15 protein-coding genes are annotated in these 12,906 nt (G+C 31.3%); 2 read left to right on the top strand and 13 right to left on the bottom strand.

Annotation, left to right across the window (positions count from 1 at the left end; translation table 11 throughout):
* Nucleotides 1-41: 41 nt before the first annotated feature.
* From MHM83_RS15885 to MHM83_RS15830, 12 genes are all read right to left on the bottom strand, one after another.
* Nucleotides 42-1,487, bottom strand: a complete 1,446-nt coding sequence (locus MHM83_RS15885) for a hypothetical protein (protein WP_167713596.1) — start codon at nucleotides 1,485-1,487, stop codon at nucleotides 42-44.
* Nucleotides 1,488-1,818: 331 nt separating this feature from the next.
* Nucleotides 1,819-3,510, bottom strand: coding sequence for an energy-dependent translational throttle protein EttA (gene ettA, locus MHM83_RS15880; protein ID WP_047789093.1), 1,692 nt, complete (start codon nucleotides 3,508-3,510; stop codon nucleotides 1,819-1,821).
* Between the two features lie 19 nt (nucleotides 3,511-3,529).
* Nucleotides 3,530-3,706 carry a CAL67264 family membrane protein gene (locus tag MHM83_RS15875; protein ID WP_239180883.1) on the bottom strand — a complete coding sequence of 59 codons (177 nt, stop codon included), beginning with the start codon at nucleotides 3,704-3,706 and terminating at the stop codon, nucleotides 3,530-3,532.
* Between the two features lie 136 nt (nucleotides 3,707-3,842).
* Entirely contained in the window at nucleotides 3,843-5,867 is a 2,025-nt protein-coding gene (locus MHM83_RS15870) for an NADPH-dependent 2,4-dienoyl-CoA reductase (protein ID WP_047789095.1), read from the bottom strand.
* A gap of 126 nt (nucleotides 5,868-5,993) precedes the next feature.
* Nucleotides 5,994-6,467 carry a hypothetical protein gene (locus MHM83_RS15865; protein ID WP_239180829.1) on the bottom strand — a complete coding sequence of 158 codons (474 nt, stop codon included), beginning with the start codon at nucleotides 6,465-6,467 and terminating at the stop codon, nucleotides 5,994-5,996.
* 204 nt (nucleotides 6,468-6,671) lie between these two features.
* Nucleotides 6,672-7,112: a MarR family winged helix-turn-helix transcriptional regulator gene (locus MHM83_RS15860; protein ID WP_082118638.1), complete on the bottom strand. Its 441-nt coding sequence runs from the start codon at nucleotides 7,110-7,112 to the stop codon at nucleotides 6,672-6,674.
* 49 nt (nucleotides 7,113-7,161) lie between these two features.
* Nucleotides 7,162-7,410, bottom strand: a complete 249-nt coding sequence (locus MHM83_RS15855; RefSeq protein WP_047789098.1) for a glutaredoxin family protein — start codon at nucleotides 7,408-7,410, stop codon at nucleotides 7,162-7,164.
* Between the two features lie 94 nt (nucleotides 7,411-7,504).
* Entirely contained in the window at nucleotides 7,505-7,786 is a 282-nt protein-coding gene (locus tag MHM83_RS15850) for a GNAT family N-acetyltransferase (RefSeq protein ID WP_159491473.1), read from the bottom strand.
* A 2-nt stretch (nucleotides 7,787-7,788) separates the two neighbouring features.
* Complete coding sequence (locus MHM83_RS15845) at nucleotides 7,789-8,220, bottom strand: (4Fe-4S)-binding protein (protein WP_047789100.1); 432 nt, start codon at nucleotides 8,218-8,220, stop codon at nucleotides 7,789-7,791.
* Nucleotides 8,221-8,237: 17 nt separating this feature from the next.
* Nucleotides 8,238-8,768, bottom strand: coding sequence for an NADPH-dependent FMN reductase (locus MHM83_RS15840; RefSeq protein WP_239180827.1), 531 nt, complete (start codon nucleotides 8,766-8,768; stop codon nucleotides 8,238-8,240).
* On the bottom strand, nucleotides 8,769-9,179 hold the full coding sequence (locus MHM83_RS15835; RefSeq protein WP_239180825.1) for an OsmC family protein: 411 nt from the start codon (nucleotides 9,177-9,179) through the stop codon (nucleotides 8,769-8,771).
* Nucleotides 9,179-9,529 (bottom strand): DoxX family protein, encoded by a 351-nt coding sequence (locus MHM83_RS15830; protein WP_239180822.1) that lies wholly within the window; start codon nucleotides 9,527-9,529, stop codon nucleotides 9,179-9,181. Before MHM83_RS15830 ends, MHM83_RS15835 begins: the two co-directional genes overlap by 1 nt.
* Nucleotides 9,530-9,685: 156 nt before the next feature.
* Between MHM83_RS15830 and MHM83_RS16275 the strand changes: the two genes are divergently transcribed.
* Entirely contained in the window at nucleotides 9,686-10,645 is a 960-nt protein-coding gene (locus MHM83_RS16275) for a bifunctional helix-turn-helix transcriptional regulator/GNAT family N-acetyltransferase (RefSeq protein WP_370642023.1), read from the top strand.
* Nucleotides 10,642-11,034, top strand: a complete 393-nt coding sequence (locus MHM83_RS15815; protein ID WP_239180821.1) for a cupin domain-containing protein — start codon at nucleotides 10,642-10,644, stop codon at nucleotides 11,032-11,034. Before MHM83_RS16275 ends, MHM83_RS15815 begins: the two co-directional genes overlap by 4 nt.
* Before the next feature lie 192 nt (nucleotides 11,035-11,226).
* Here the strand turns inward: MHM83_RS15815 and MHM83_RS15810 are convergent, their stop codons facing one another.
* On the bottom strand, nucleotides 11,227-12,858 hold the full coding sequence (locus MHM83_RS15810) for an isocitrate lyase (protein ID WP_239180819.1): 1,632 nt from the start codon (nucleotides 12,856-12,858) through the stop codon (nucleotides 11,227-11,229).
* Between the last annotated feature and the right edge of the window lie 48 nt (nucleotides 12,859-12,906).

Below are 12,906 nucleotides of genomic sequence, written 5' to 3'. Positions count from 1 at the left end.
TTGAATTCTAGTTACTTTTTAATACGAGCCCTATTTTCTAGCTAAATAAGTGATTTTCTTAACCCCTCTTCTACATTCTTCCACAAAAAATTCCAAAAAGAACGAGTTTGATCTCTTTCAAAGTTTTTTATTTCTACCTTTTCTAATTTATTTTTTGAAGAATTTTTTACAAATAAATTAGCTAACCAAGAAACTACTTTTTTTACTCCTTTTTGCTTATTGAGCATTTTCAACTCAAGGTTTTTAAATGCTATAGCAAAATCTCCATTAGAAAAATTATCATTACCATAAAAATTAAAAAACAGCTTATCTATTTTACCTTCGCACTTTATATTTAGTGCAGGCTCTATAAATGAGTTTATATTTTTTGAACTTACTTCATAAAGTTTTCCTTTAATTGTAAAAGCATCATTAACATCTGCTATATTGAATCTCCAATCAATTGATAAAGGAGATGTTCCCATAAAGTCACTTTTAATCTTAACAATTGTAGTTGGAATGCTATCTTTTATTTTAACATTTGTCAAGTTAGTTACAATTGCATCTATGTTTTCAAAACTTACCAATCCTGCTTTTCTTTCCTTATTAGTTAGCTCTTCATAAGTAATTTTAGTATCCTTTATTTTAATACTATCAATTACAAAATTAATTGGTAGTTCTCTTAGACTCTTACTATATAAGTCTTTTCTTTTGTTTCTATGATTAAGAACTGTTGCATCTAAGTACACACCAAAGTCTCCATCACTTATTAATATTTTGTCAATAGTAAAAAGTAACTTTTTTTTATTTGTTAATTTTATTTTAGGTACTTCTATTTTTTTAATAAATAAATCTAATATATCCTTTTCATAAGGAACATGATATATGTAGTTCTTTCTAGGTTTAAGAGGAGTAATTTTCACACTATCAAGTTTAAGAAAATTATCCTCCAATTTAAGATTAGCTATGCTATAAGATTGAATTTCTGAACCCTGTGCATCAAAAGCATTAAGCTTCAATGAAATTTTTTCATATAGAAAAGGAATTGTCGTTTTTAAATCTTTTGAGTATTCTAATTTTGTAAGTTTTAACCTATAGTTATCTATAGTAATAGGGTAATTTTTATCATTTATAATAGCTAAAGCTGAATTTTTAATTTCTAACTCATCAATAGTTATTGGCATTCTCTTTTTTTTATGTATGGTATCTTTTTCCTTAGCATTAAATATATCTTTAGGTATTTTTCCTTTTATAATAGAACTATTTAAGACTATTTTATCGATTGATAGTTTATCTTTAATAAAGTAAGCATAATAAGAAACTCCTTTTACACTTAAGTTATTTATTTTAAGATGTATACTATCTTTTTCTAAAAAAAAATCATCAATACTAATATTACCTAATAATACATTAGCTTTTACTTTTCCTGTATAATTAATATGTTTTTTAACTAAGGTTTCTGTCAGTTTTTTTTCAATTTTACCTGCTGCTATATAGTTCAGACTCAAAATTAAGACCGAAAATAGGACTACTATTATTACAATTATTTTTATTGTTTTTTTTATCACAGCAAATTTTAAATTTTGTTAAACTTAGTTAATTATTTATTTTTTTTACATTTAAAACCCTCTGAAACATTTAAAAAAAATATTTAATTCTATTTTTATTGAATATTTTTCATTTCGGCATAATAGTTGTTGCTAACAAAACATTAACATAATAACTACTACTATGGAAAACTATCTACTAAAACAGTTTTGCAATTTGAGGGGATGATTGTTATTGAAAAAGAAAAACTCGAAGTTAATAGCTTCGAGTTTTATTTTATAAATGTTTTATTTACCTGATTAACTTCTTATATTTAATTCGCTTAGGCATTAAATCTCCTCCTAAACGCTTCTTCTTGTTCTCTTCATAATCAGAGAAAGAACCTTCAAAGAAATACACTTGACTATCTCCTTCGAAAGCTAAGATATGTGTACAAATACGATCTAAAAACCATCTATCGTGCGAAATTACCACAGCACATCCTGCAAAATTTTCTAAACCTTCTTCTAAAGCTCGTAAAGTATTTACATCTAAATCATTTGTTGGCTCATCTAATAACAATACGTTACCTTCTTCCTTTAACGTCATTGCTAAATGCAAACGGTTACGCTCTCCTCCTGATAAGGTTGCTACCTTTTTATTTTGCTCACTTCCCGAGAAGTTAAAACGACTTAAATAAGCTCTTGAATTTACTTGTTTACCTCCCATCATCACTAAATCTTGACCTTCAGAGAAGTTCTCCCAAATAGATTTTTCTGGATCAATATTAGAATGTGACTGATCTACATAAGCTATTTTAGCTGTCTCCCCTACTTTAAAGCTTCCCGCATCAGGAGTTTCTTCTCCCATGATCATTCTAAAAATAGTGGTTTTACCAGCTCCGTTCGGACCAATAATTCCTACAATTCCGGCTTGTGGTAGGTTGAACTCTAAATTTTCGTATAATAATTTGTCTCCATAAGCTTTAGAAACACCTGTAGCTTCTATTACGTTCGTTCCTAAACGAGGACCATTAGGAATGTATATTTCTAATTTTTCTTCCGTCTGCTTCTGATCTTGACTCATTAACTTTTCGTAGTTCTTCAAACGTGCTTTTTGCTTTGTTTGACGACCTTTTGCTCCTTGACGTACCCATTCTAACTCTCGTTCTAAAGTTTTTTGACGCTTAGAAGCTGTTTTACTTTCTTGAGCTAAACGTTTAGATTTTTGGTCTAACCAAGATGAATAGTTTCCTTTCCATGGAATACCTTCACCTCTATCCAATTCTAAAATCCAACCTGCAACGTTATCTAAGAAATAACGGTCGTGTGTTACTGCAATTACCGTTCCTTTATATTGTGCTAAATGATGCTCTAACCAATGTACAGATTCTGCATCTAAGTGGTTGGTAGGCTCATCTAGTAATAAAATTTCTGGTTCTTGTAATAATAAACGACATAAAGCAACACGACGACGCTCTCCTCCAGATAATACTCCGATCTTCTTATCTCCTTCTGGGGTACGCAAAGCATCCATCGCTATTTCTAACTTGGTATCTAATTCCCATGCATTAGAAGCATCAATCTTATCTTGTAGTTCAGCTTGACGATCCATTAACTTTTGCATCTTATCTGCATCAGAATATACTTCTTCTAAGCCAAACATATCGTTTATTTTGTTGTATTCATCTAAAATAGCAACTGTTTCTGCTACTCCTTCTTTAACAACTTCTAAAACGGTTTTATCTTCGTCTAACTGAGGTTCTTGTTCTAAATATCCTACTTTATAACCTGGAGAGAACGTAACATCTCCTTGGTAGTTTTTTTCTACTCCTGCTATAATTTTTAACAAAGTAGACTTACCTGAACCGTTTAAACCTAAAATACCAATTTTAGCTCCATAAAAGAAACTTAAATAGATATCTTTAAGAACCTGTTTTCCTGTACTTTGGTAGGTCTTAGAGACCTTATTCATTGAAAAAATGACTTTTTTATCGTCGCTCATTTCTCTATATTTTCTTTAATTAAACTCTTCCTTTTAGGGCATTAAACACCCATGCATTTGCAAAAAAACCTAAACCAACAGCTCCAAATCCATACCCTGCTATTTCATCATATTTAAATACTGCTAATCCAATAAGTAAAACCCCCATTAATACCATTATAAGCGTTGCCCAACCTAGGACAGTGTTTTTGTTCATTGCCATAATTTACTTTTTTCAATAAAATGTGAGCTACAAATATCGGTAATTATTTAGACTTATTCACTGTAGTTTTACGCATAAAAAAAGTCTTGCATTGGCAAGACTTTTTTAGTGATTTTAAATTTATATACTACTAGAGTTCAGCAGCTAATCTACTTCCTTGGTTTATGGCTCTCTTTGCATCTAATTCTGCCGCAACATCAGCTCCTCCAATTACATGTACTTTCATTCCTTTGGCTTCTAATGGCTCTAACAATTCTTTAAATGGAACTTGACCTGCACAAATAATTACATTATCAACTGGTAATACTTTTTGTTCTTCATTTTGAACATAGTGTAAACCTTCATCATCTATTTTTGTATACTGTACTTCATTTATAAATTGTACTTTTTTTCTTTTTAATACTGAACGATGAATCCATCCTGTAGTTTTTCCTAAATTTCCTCCAAACTTTCCTGAACTACGTTTAAACATATATATTTCTCTTGGTGAAGGATGAACTTCAGGAGTAACACCTTCTATTCCTGCACGTGATTTTAATGTTTTATCAATACCCCATTCCTTTAACCAAGCATCTATATTTTGAGAAGTACTCTCTCCTTCATGAGCTAAATATTCTGAAACGTCAAAACCAATTCCTCCCGCTCCAATAACCGCAACACGTTTACCTACAGGTTTCTTTAATTTCACAACATCAATATAACTCAATACTTTTTCATGATCAACCCCTTCTATTCTTGGGGTTCTCGGTGTAATTCCAGTTGCTAAAACAACCTCATCAAAATTACCATTGTATAAATCTTCAGCAGTAACCCTTGTGTTTAACTTTACATTTACCTTATGCAATTCTAATTGCTTATTAAAGTAACGAATGGTTTCATAAAACTCTTCTTTTCCTGGAATTTGTTTTGCTATATTAAACTGACCTCCTGTTTCTTTATCGGCATCAAATAAGGTTACATCGTGCCCTCTTTGAGCTGCTACTGTTGAAGCTGCTAAACCAGCTGGTCCTGCTCCTACAATTGCTATTTTTTTCTTTTTTGAAGTTAGATTGTAGTTAAGTTCTGTTTCGTGACATGCTCTTGGGTTTACCAAGCAACTTGCTACTTTCTTTTGAAATGCATGGTCTAAACAAGCTTGATTACAAGCTATACAAGTATTTATTTCATCTATTCTTTCTTCTTTAGCTTTGTTTACCCATTCTGGATCTGCTAAAAATGGGCGTGCCATTGAAATCATATCTGCATGTCCTTCTGCCAAAACTTTTTCAGCAGTATCTGGCATATTTATTCGGTTAGAAGTAACTAATGGAATAGATAGTTCTTCTTTCATTTTTTTGGTTACCCAAGTAAACGCAGCTCTAGGTACTGAGGTTGCAATAGTAGGAATTCGTGCTTCATGCCATCCAATACCTGTATTGATAATAGTAGCCCCAGCTTTTTCTATTTCTTTTCCTAACTGTACTACTTCTTCCCAAGAACTTCCTTGTTCTACCAAATCTAGCATCGATAAACGATAGATAATGATAAAGTTCTCTCCAACAGCTTCTCTAATTTTTCGAACCAATTCTACTGCTAAACGAATTCTATTTTCATACTTACCTCCATAATCGTCGGTTCTTTTATTAGTTCTCGTTACTATAAACTGATTAATTAAATATCCTTCAGACCCCATGATTTCTACACCATCATATCCTGCTTCTTGTGATAATTTAGCACAGTTTACAAAGTCTTTTACTGTTCTTCGTATTCCCGATTGCTTTAATGCAAATGGTTTGAAAGGCGTTATTGGTGATTTGATTTTTGAAGGTGCCACATTAAATGGGTGGTATCCATAACGTCCTGAGTGTAAAATTTGCATACATATTTTACCGCCCTCTTTATGAACTGCTTCTGTAATTACTTTGTGTTCACGGGCATGCTTTTTTGTACTCATACGGGCAGAAAAAGGTGCTGTCCATCCTTGAATATTCGGTGCAATTCCTCCTGTAACAATCAAACCTACCCCACCACGTGCACGCTCTGCATAGTAAGAAGCAATGCGTTTAATTCCATTTTTTTCTTCTTCTAAACCAGTATGCATAGATCCCATTAACACTCGATTTTTTAAAGTAGTGAAACCTAAATCTAACGGCTCAAAAATATGTTTGTATTTCATTGTTGAATTTTTATAAAATATTATGCATGCATAACAAATTGCAAGATACATATTTTTTATTATATTTTTTTTATACAAAAAGACCCTATACAATGTATAGGGTCTTTTTATGCTTTTAGGGTATTTTTACCACCAAAATATTATGATTAAACCATTTGAACATATAATGATTATAATAATCCTAACTTTGGTTCCATCGTTTAATTCGGCTTCAAACCTGTAAACTGGTTGTCTTTGATACTCATGAGGTACTTGTATCACATTACCATCTTTCATTCTGTGCTCTGCCAAACCAACACCTGAAAATTCATCTTTTACGATACGGTAACTTTTTAAATCTTCTTTTTTAAGGTTTCCTCTTTCTAAAAATAAATCTAAAGTAGGTTTTTCTAGCCCATTTGGATTCATTGGGTATTCATCTGCTCTAACTACTCCGTAATCTTCATGATAATCTAGCTTTAAGTCTTCTGCTGATTTTGCTGCTTTAGTATCTAAAGTTTCTGTTTGAGTTTCGTCTAATAATACAGTTTCTTCATTTTGACATGATGTAAATACCATAAAAAAGGTACTTACAAACATTAGGGTTTTTAAAGTCTTCATAAAATTGAGTTTGGGTTAATTAATCAACTCAAATATATCTAAGCATTATTTAGGAATACCTAGGTAAAAGACTACTTATAACACAAGATAAACCTCTTATTTTTAAAAGGATAATAACTTTTTTATACACTCATGTAATTTCTATTTCTTAAAAGGCGTATTTTTTAATCTATATTTCCCTTTTATTAACTATAAACACAAAATCTATTGTCTAATTTTATCTAGTAAACCACTAAGTTGTGTAGCTTCTTCTTCCGTTAAATTTTCAATAAAATCTAAATGTAACTTATCATCTATTGCTTTTAATAACTTTTTTCCTTGTTGCGTAATACTTATATAAACTACTCTTCTATCATGCTTACATCTTTCACGATCTATTAAATTCTTCTCGTATAATTTATCCATTAATCTCGTAGCATTTGGAGCTCGTTCAATCATTCTATCTTTTATTGTTTGAACTTTTATCGCTTCTTTTGCTCCTCTTAAAATACGAAGAATATTAAATTGTTGAGATGAAATACTGTACTGCTTAAAAAACTCATTTTCTTGACTGTTTATCCAGTTAGCAGTGTATTTAATATTTATAAACGCTTTAATTTTATTATTTGGAAACTTTGAATTAATATCTTTTGAAATATCTCCCATTGCTTTGGTAATTAGCTGTTAGCTATTAGCCTTTTTTATTAAAATAAGATTATCCTTTTAACTTTAAGTCTTGCATTAATTTGTTGAAAGTATCTGATGATGGTGTTAGATACACTTCATCATCAACAAATAGCGTTGGATATTTAACTTGACCTTCATATAATTCTTTCGTGTGTTCTTTTGCTTCATCATCAACAGAAACATCTTTATATTCAAATGGTACTTCTGCAGATTTTAAAAAGTTTTTATATGCAACTGTATGTGCATGTCCTTTTCTACCATATAAAACTATCTTCATTTTTAACCTCCTTATTTTGAGTACAAAAATACAAAACACACATTTATATACCAAGGAATATAAATTCTTTACAAATATTGAAAAGGAATTTTATTTAAGCTAAAACGTCTGAGTATTCAGGCTTTTTATCAAAAACTGATTTAGCAAATGGGCATAATGGAAGTATTTTGATATTTTTACTTCTAGCAAACTCTACTGAGGCTGCTACTAACTTATATCCTGCTCCTTTTCCTCTTAAATCATCACCAACTTCAGTATGATCTATAATTAATTTATCCTTACCTGCCCAAGTATACGTCATTAAAGCAGCTCTATTCCCTTCAACTTCAATATAGAACTCTCCTTTTTTATCATTGTCTTCTTGCTGTACTTTCATAATTACCCTTTAAACTCAACTTTTACATGTGTACCATCACAATATGGTTTGTTATGAGAAGCCCCACATCTGCAAAAAGCAGTTGTTTTATTTTTCTTTTCTGTTGTACCGTCCGGATTAGTTACATGCAGAGTTCCGTAAATTAATAAAGGACCATCTTCTAATGCTTCTACCTTAGTTTCTGTATGAGCTGCTGCTTGACTCCCTTCTCTTTTTGAAATGTATGATAAAGCTCCTGATGGGCATTCCTCTACTTGCTTTTTAATTCTTTCTGTAGTAGCTCCATCCATCTTAATCCAAGGTCTATTTTGTGGATTAAAAACCTGTATCAAGCCTTTCCAACATTTTTTTGAATGGATACATTTGTTTGGCCTCCAAACTACAGTAATATCATTATTACTATAGTTCTTTACAATTTCCTTTGCTTCTGACATAACTTAAAATTTTATGTTTATACTGCTTTTTGGAAAGTTGTAACTGCTTCTTTTATTTTTTCATTAAACTCCTCATTTACAATACTTCCGTCATTAAAGTTATCATAAAATTTCGGTAAAGAAAAATTTGCTATAACATTTGCTCCCATGTGAGGAAATCCATTTTTAGCTATTGCCATTGACGACGCCCCTCCTCTACCTCCAGGAGAAGTTGATAATAATAGCATTGGTTTATTATGCCATATTTTTTGTTCTATACGCGACATCCAGTCTATAATATTCTTAAAAGCCACCGTAAAATTACCATTATGTTCTGCTAACGATACAGCTATTCCATCTGCTTCTTTAATTTTTTCTAGAAATATTGCGGCATTTTCTGGTACACCTTCTTCTATTTCTTTATCAATTCCATAAATAGGTAATGGATAATCGTTTAAATCTAATACTGAAACTTCAATTCCACCTAATAAGCTAGAAGCATATGTTACTAATTGTTTGTTTATTGATTTTTTGCTGTTACTACCTGCGAAAGCGATTATTTTTTTCATCTATGTTGTTATTTTTGACTCAATTTCTGTTTCACCTTTCACCATTTTAACTACTGGGCATTTACCTGCTATTTCTAATAGTTTAGTATGCTGCTCTTCTGTAACTTCTTTTTCGAATGAAATTTCTTCTACTAATGATTTTTTAATTCCTTCTGGAGTTAATTGTTCTTTTTGGCTAACATTTACTGTAACTTTTCCTAAGTCCCATCCTTTCCTCTCTGCATACATTCTCAAAGTAATAGACACACATCCACCAATTGCAGTTAGTAAATATTCTACTGGAGTTGGTCCGTTATCGTCTCCTCCTTTGTCTAAAGGCTCATCAATAACAGCAAAATGATTTCTCATTTTTGCTTCTGCTAAGTAATTTCGGTCAGTTAAAGTAACTGTTGCTGTTGGATTGTTGCTCATTATATTTTTTTACTATAAATATACGAAACTATTAATAGTACGATTGCTATTACAGCTCCTGTTTGTTCTCCATCACCAATCATAAAATGAGCAAAAAAAGCTAGAATAAATGCAAAGAAAAAACCTGCATACGCCCATTCATTTAAAAACTTTCCTCTAAAAAACCATAAAGCTATTAAACCTAACAGCTTAGCTACTGCATATGGGTAAATAATGTATGTTGGGTACCCAAATGCTGTAAACATTTTAGCTACTTCTGCATGATTAAAAAAATACATTCCAACTGAAAAAAACATTAATAATGTTAATAACCCTGTAGCTACATAAAAAATAATTTTATCTCTTTTCATTTGTTTGTTGTTAAAATTTATTTACAAATATATAAAAATATTTTATTATTTTCCATGGCAAATATCACCTAGACACTTATCAACAATAATACACAAGGATTATAAATCAAAAAAAACATATATTTGTATTTATATAAGTACTTATATTTATTAAAAATGGACGCACTTAAAGGATTAGGAGAAATTGGATTAGGTTCTAGATTAAAAAGGACTAGCGAATACATGATGCGCGAAACACAATTGGTGTACGATGAGTTTAATATTGATTTTGACCCTTACCTATTTCCTACTTTTAAAATTATAAAAAACAAAGATGGTGTTACTAATACTGAGATTACCAACAGTTTAAAAACATCGCAGCCTGCTACTACTCAAGCTATTAATAAGCTTCATAAAAAAGGACTTATCTCCCTTAAAGAAGACAAATTGGATAAGCGAAAAAAAGTTGTTTTTGTTTCTAACAAAGGAAAGCAACTCATAGAAAATGTAACTCCTATATGGAACAGCATTGAACACACTATTAAAGAGTACACTAATATAAAGTCTGAATCACTAACTGAACTTATAAATGAATTAGAGGCTAAGTTTAATGAAAAGTCTTTCAGCAAAGCTATTATAGAACACATAAAAATGAATACAACACAAAATACTATAGCAATTACCACGTTTAAGGAAGAATACAGCTCATCTTTTTATAACCTGAATATTGAATGGTTACAAACATTTTTCTACGTAGAACCTTATGATGAGGAAGTTTTAAGCAATCCTCACAAATATATTATTGACAAAGGAGGACATATTTTCTTTGCTAAATTAAATAATGAAGTTGTAGGTACTGTTGCTTTAATGCCTATGAGTGAATCTAATGTTTATGAATTAACAAAAATGGCTGTTTCACCAAAACACAGGGGTTACAAAATAGGACAACAACTCATGCAACATTGTATTGATTTTGCAAAAGACAAACAGTTTGATAAATTGGTTTTATACTCAAACACGAAACTTGAAAACGCTATTTACATTTATAGAAAATTCGGCTTTTTAGAAATTCCTGTGGAAGAAGACTGCCCATACGAACGTTGTAATATTAAAATGGAATTAAAAACAAAGTCTTGATAAGTTACGATATGGATACTACTCAAACAATTAACATCCTACAGGAAGCTGAAAAATTGAAAAATTACTTTTCTCCTAAAATAATTTCTGAAGTTAACAATGAATATGTTAAACTCGCCAAAATTAAAGGGGAAGATATTCCGTGGCATAATCATGAAAACGAAGATGAGCTTTTTTATATTATCGATGGAAGTCTTTTAATGGAAATAGAAAATCAACCTAGTTTTACGATGAAAAAAGGTGATTTATTTGTAGTTCCTAAAGGTGTAAATCACAGAGTTAGTTCTTCGGAAGATTGTTTAATTATGCTTATCGAAACAAAATCTACCAAACACACTGGTGATGTAATAACTCCTATCACTAAATCTATTGATAATCAAAAATATTAAAGCCCTTATAAAGGCTTTTTCATTAAAGTAAAAAGCTCTCTTTTAAAAAGAGAGCTAACTACATCAAAATAAAATTTACAACTGCTAATTATAAACTCATACTATCAAATTAGTAAGTAAAATTCCTGCTATGCAAACAAACAATTGAAACAAACCAAACATAACAGGAAGTTTACAAACAACTAAGATTTTTTATACTGCTACGGCACTTTCTTCTTCTATCCCTTTATCTTTTGCCCCTACTTCAAATTGATTAGATGTATTCTTTTCTCCACTAGCTTTTAACGCTTTATCTCCTGCAAAAAATGTTTTATGATCATCTCCTAAATCAGAACCAGCCATTCGTTGATGTTTTACACACGAAACTCCTTTTCTAATTTCTTGTCGTTGTACTCCTCTTACATACGCTAACATTCCATCTTCTCCAAAATAACCTTCTGTTAAATCATTCATATGTAACGCAGTTGTATGGTAGGTTGGTAAGGTAATTAAATGATGGAAAATACCTGCTTCTCTTGCCCCATCTATTTGGAAAGTACGGATTTTCTCATCCGCTCTATGACACAATTCTGTACCATCATAAGCCGCATTCATTAAATTATTTCTGTCGTACCCTGTCATGTTTTCTCCTTCTGCAACCATTTCATCATACACTTGATTACGGAAGTTTAACGTCCAATTGAACGATGGTGAATTGTTGTATACCAATTTCGCATTTGGTATTACTGCTCTCACTCTATTTACCATATTGGCTATTTGACCAACGTGTGGTGTAGGCGTTTCAATCCATAACAAATCGGCTCCGTTTTGTAAGCTTGTAATACAATCTAGCACTACCCTATCAATATTCGTTCCTTCTCTAAACTTATACAAACCATTAGCCAAACGTACAGGACGCACTAGCTTTCCATCACGTTTTAGTAATACATCGTCTTCTTTTGCTTCATCAATTGTAATTTCTTCAGCTTCTACAAATGCTAAATATTGAGAAGCTAAATCTCCTGGCTCTTGACTTACGGGTAATTTTTGAGTTAATCCTGCTCCTTCCGAATCGGTTCTTGCTACAATAACTCCATCTTCTACGCCTAACTCTAAAAAGGCATATCGAATTGCATTTAATTTTGCTATAAAGTCTTCGTGTGGCACGGTTACTTTTCCATCTTGATGCCCACATTGTTTAGCATCTGAAACTTGATTTTCTATCTGAATAGCACAAGCACCAGCCTGAATCATTTTTTTAGCTAACAAATACGTAGCTTCTTCATTTCCAAAACCAGCATCAATATCAGCAATAATTGGAACTATATGTGTTTCAAAATTATCAATTTCACTCTGTACATCTTCTCCGTTTTCTAATCTTCTAAATAAATCGTTTAATTCAATAGTATCTGCTTGACGTAGAAAATCATAAATCTCCTCAATTAACGCAGGAACTGCTGTTTTTTCATGCATCGATTGATCTGGTAATGGACCAAACTCTGAGCGCAATGCAGCTACCATCCATCCTGAAAGATATAAATAACGTTTACTTGTTGTTTTGTGATGTTTTTTTACTGCAATCATTTTTTGTTGTGCTACGAATCCGTGCCAGCACCCCAATGACTGTGTATAATTAGATGAATCTGCATCGTAAGCCGCCATATCTTCTCTCATAATTGCAGCGGTGTATCTAGCGATATCTAAACCTGTTTTAAAACGGTTTTGTGCTACCATTCTAGCAGCATTCTCTGGAGAAACTGAATTCCAAGTTGCTCCGAACTTTTTCTTTAATTCTTTCACTGTTTGTAAAGCAGAACTATAATTAGCGTGTGCTAAATTTTTCATAATTTTGTAATTGATAAGGTTATTAATTTTTATTGATAGCTTGCCCTC

Source organism: Tenacibaculum sp. Mcav3-52, assembly GCF_022347665.1.
Lineage (GTDB): Bacteria > Bacteroidota > Bacteroidia > Flavobacteriales > Flavobacteriaceae > Polaribacter > Polaribacter mesophilus.
This window is presented reverse-complemented; position numbering and strand designations above follow the sequence as displayed.

Excerpts from the sequence above, each read along its gene's own strand:
- MHM83_RS15855 (WP_047789098.1), bottom strand. The coding sequence starts at position 7,410 with ATGAAGATAGTTTTATATGGTAGAAAAGGACATGCACATACAGTTGCA.
- ettA (WP_047789093.1), bottom strand. The coding sequence starts at position 3,510 with ATGAGCGACGATAAAAAAGTCATTTTTTCAATGAATAAGGTCTCTAAG.
- MHM83_RS15830 (WP_239180822.1), bottom strand. The coding sequence starts at position 9,529 with ATGAAAAGAGATAAAATTATTTTTTATGTAGCTACAGGGTTATTAACA.
- MHM83_RS15835 (WP_239180825.1), bottom strand. The coding sequence starts at position 9,179 with ATGAGCAACAATCCAACAGCAACAGTTACTTTAACTGACCGAAATTAC.
- MHM83_RS15865 (WP_239180829.1), bottom strand. The coding sequence starts at position 6,467 with ATGAAGACTTTAAAAACCCTAATGTTTGTAAGTACCTTTTTTATGGTA.
- MHM83_RS15870 (WP_047789095.1), bottom strand. The coding sequence starts at position 5,867 with ATGAAATACAAACATATTTTTGAGCCGTTAGATTTAGGTTTCACTACT.
- MHM83_RS15860 (WP_082118638.1), bottom strand. The coding sequence starts at position 7,112 with ATGGGAGATATTTCAAAAGATATTAATTCAAAGTTTCCAAATAATAAA.
- MHM83_RS15810 (WP_239180819.1), bottom strand. The coding sequence starts at position 12,858 with ATGAAAAATTTAGCACACGCTAATTATAGTTCTGCTTTACAAACAGTG.
- MHM83_RS15850 (WP_159491473.1), bottom strand. The coding sequence starts at position 7,786 with ATGAAAGTACAGCAAGAAGACAATGATAAAAAAGGAGAGTTCTATATT.
- MHM83_RS16275 (WP_370642023.1), top strand. The coding sequence starts at position 9,686 with ATGGACGCACTTAAAGGATTAGGAGAAATTGGATTAGGTTCTAGATTA.
- MHM83_RS15845 (WP_047789100.1), bottom strand. The coding sequence starts at position 8,220 with ATGTCAGAAGCAAAGGAAATTGTAAAGAACTATAGTAATAATGATATT.
- MHM83_RS15875 (WP_239180883.1), bottom strand. The coding sequence starts at position 3,706 with ATGAACAAAAACACTGTCCTAGGTTGGGCAACGCTTATAATGGTATTA.
- MHM83_RS15840 (WP_239180827.1), bottom strand. The coding sequence starts at position 8,768 with ATGAAAAAAATAATCGCTTTCGCAGGTAGTAACAGCAAAAAATCAATA.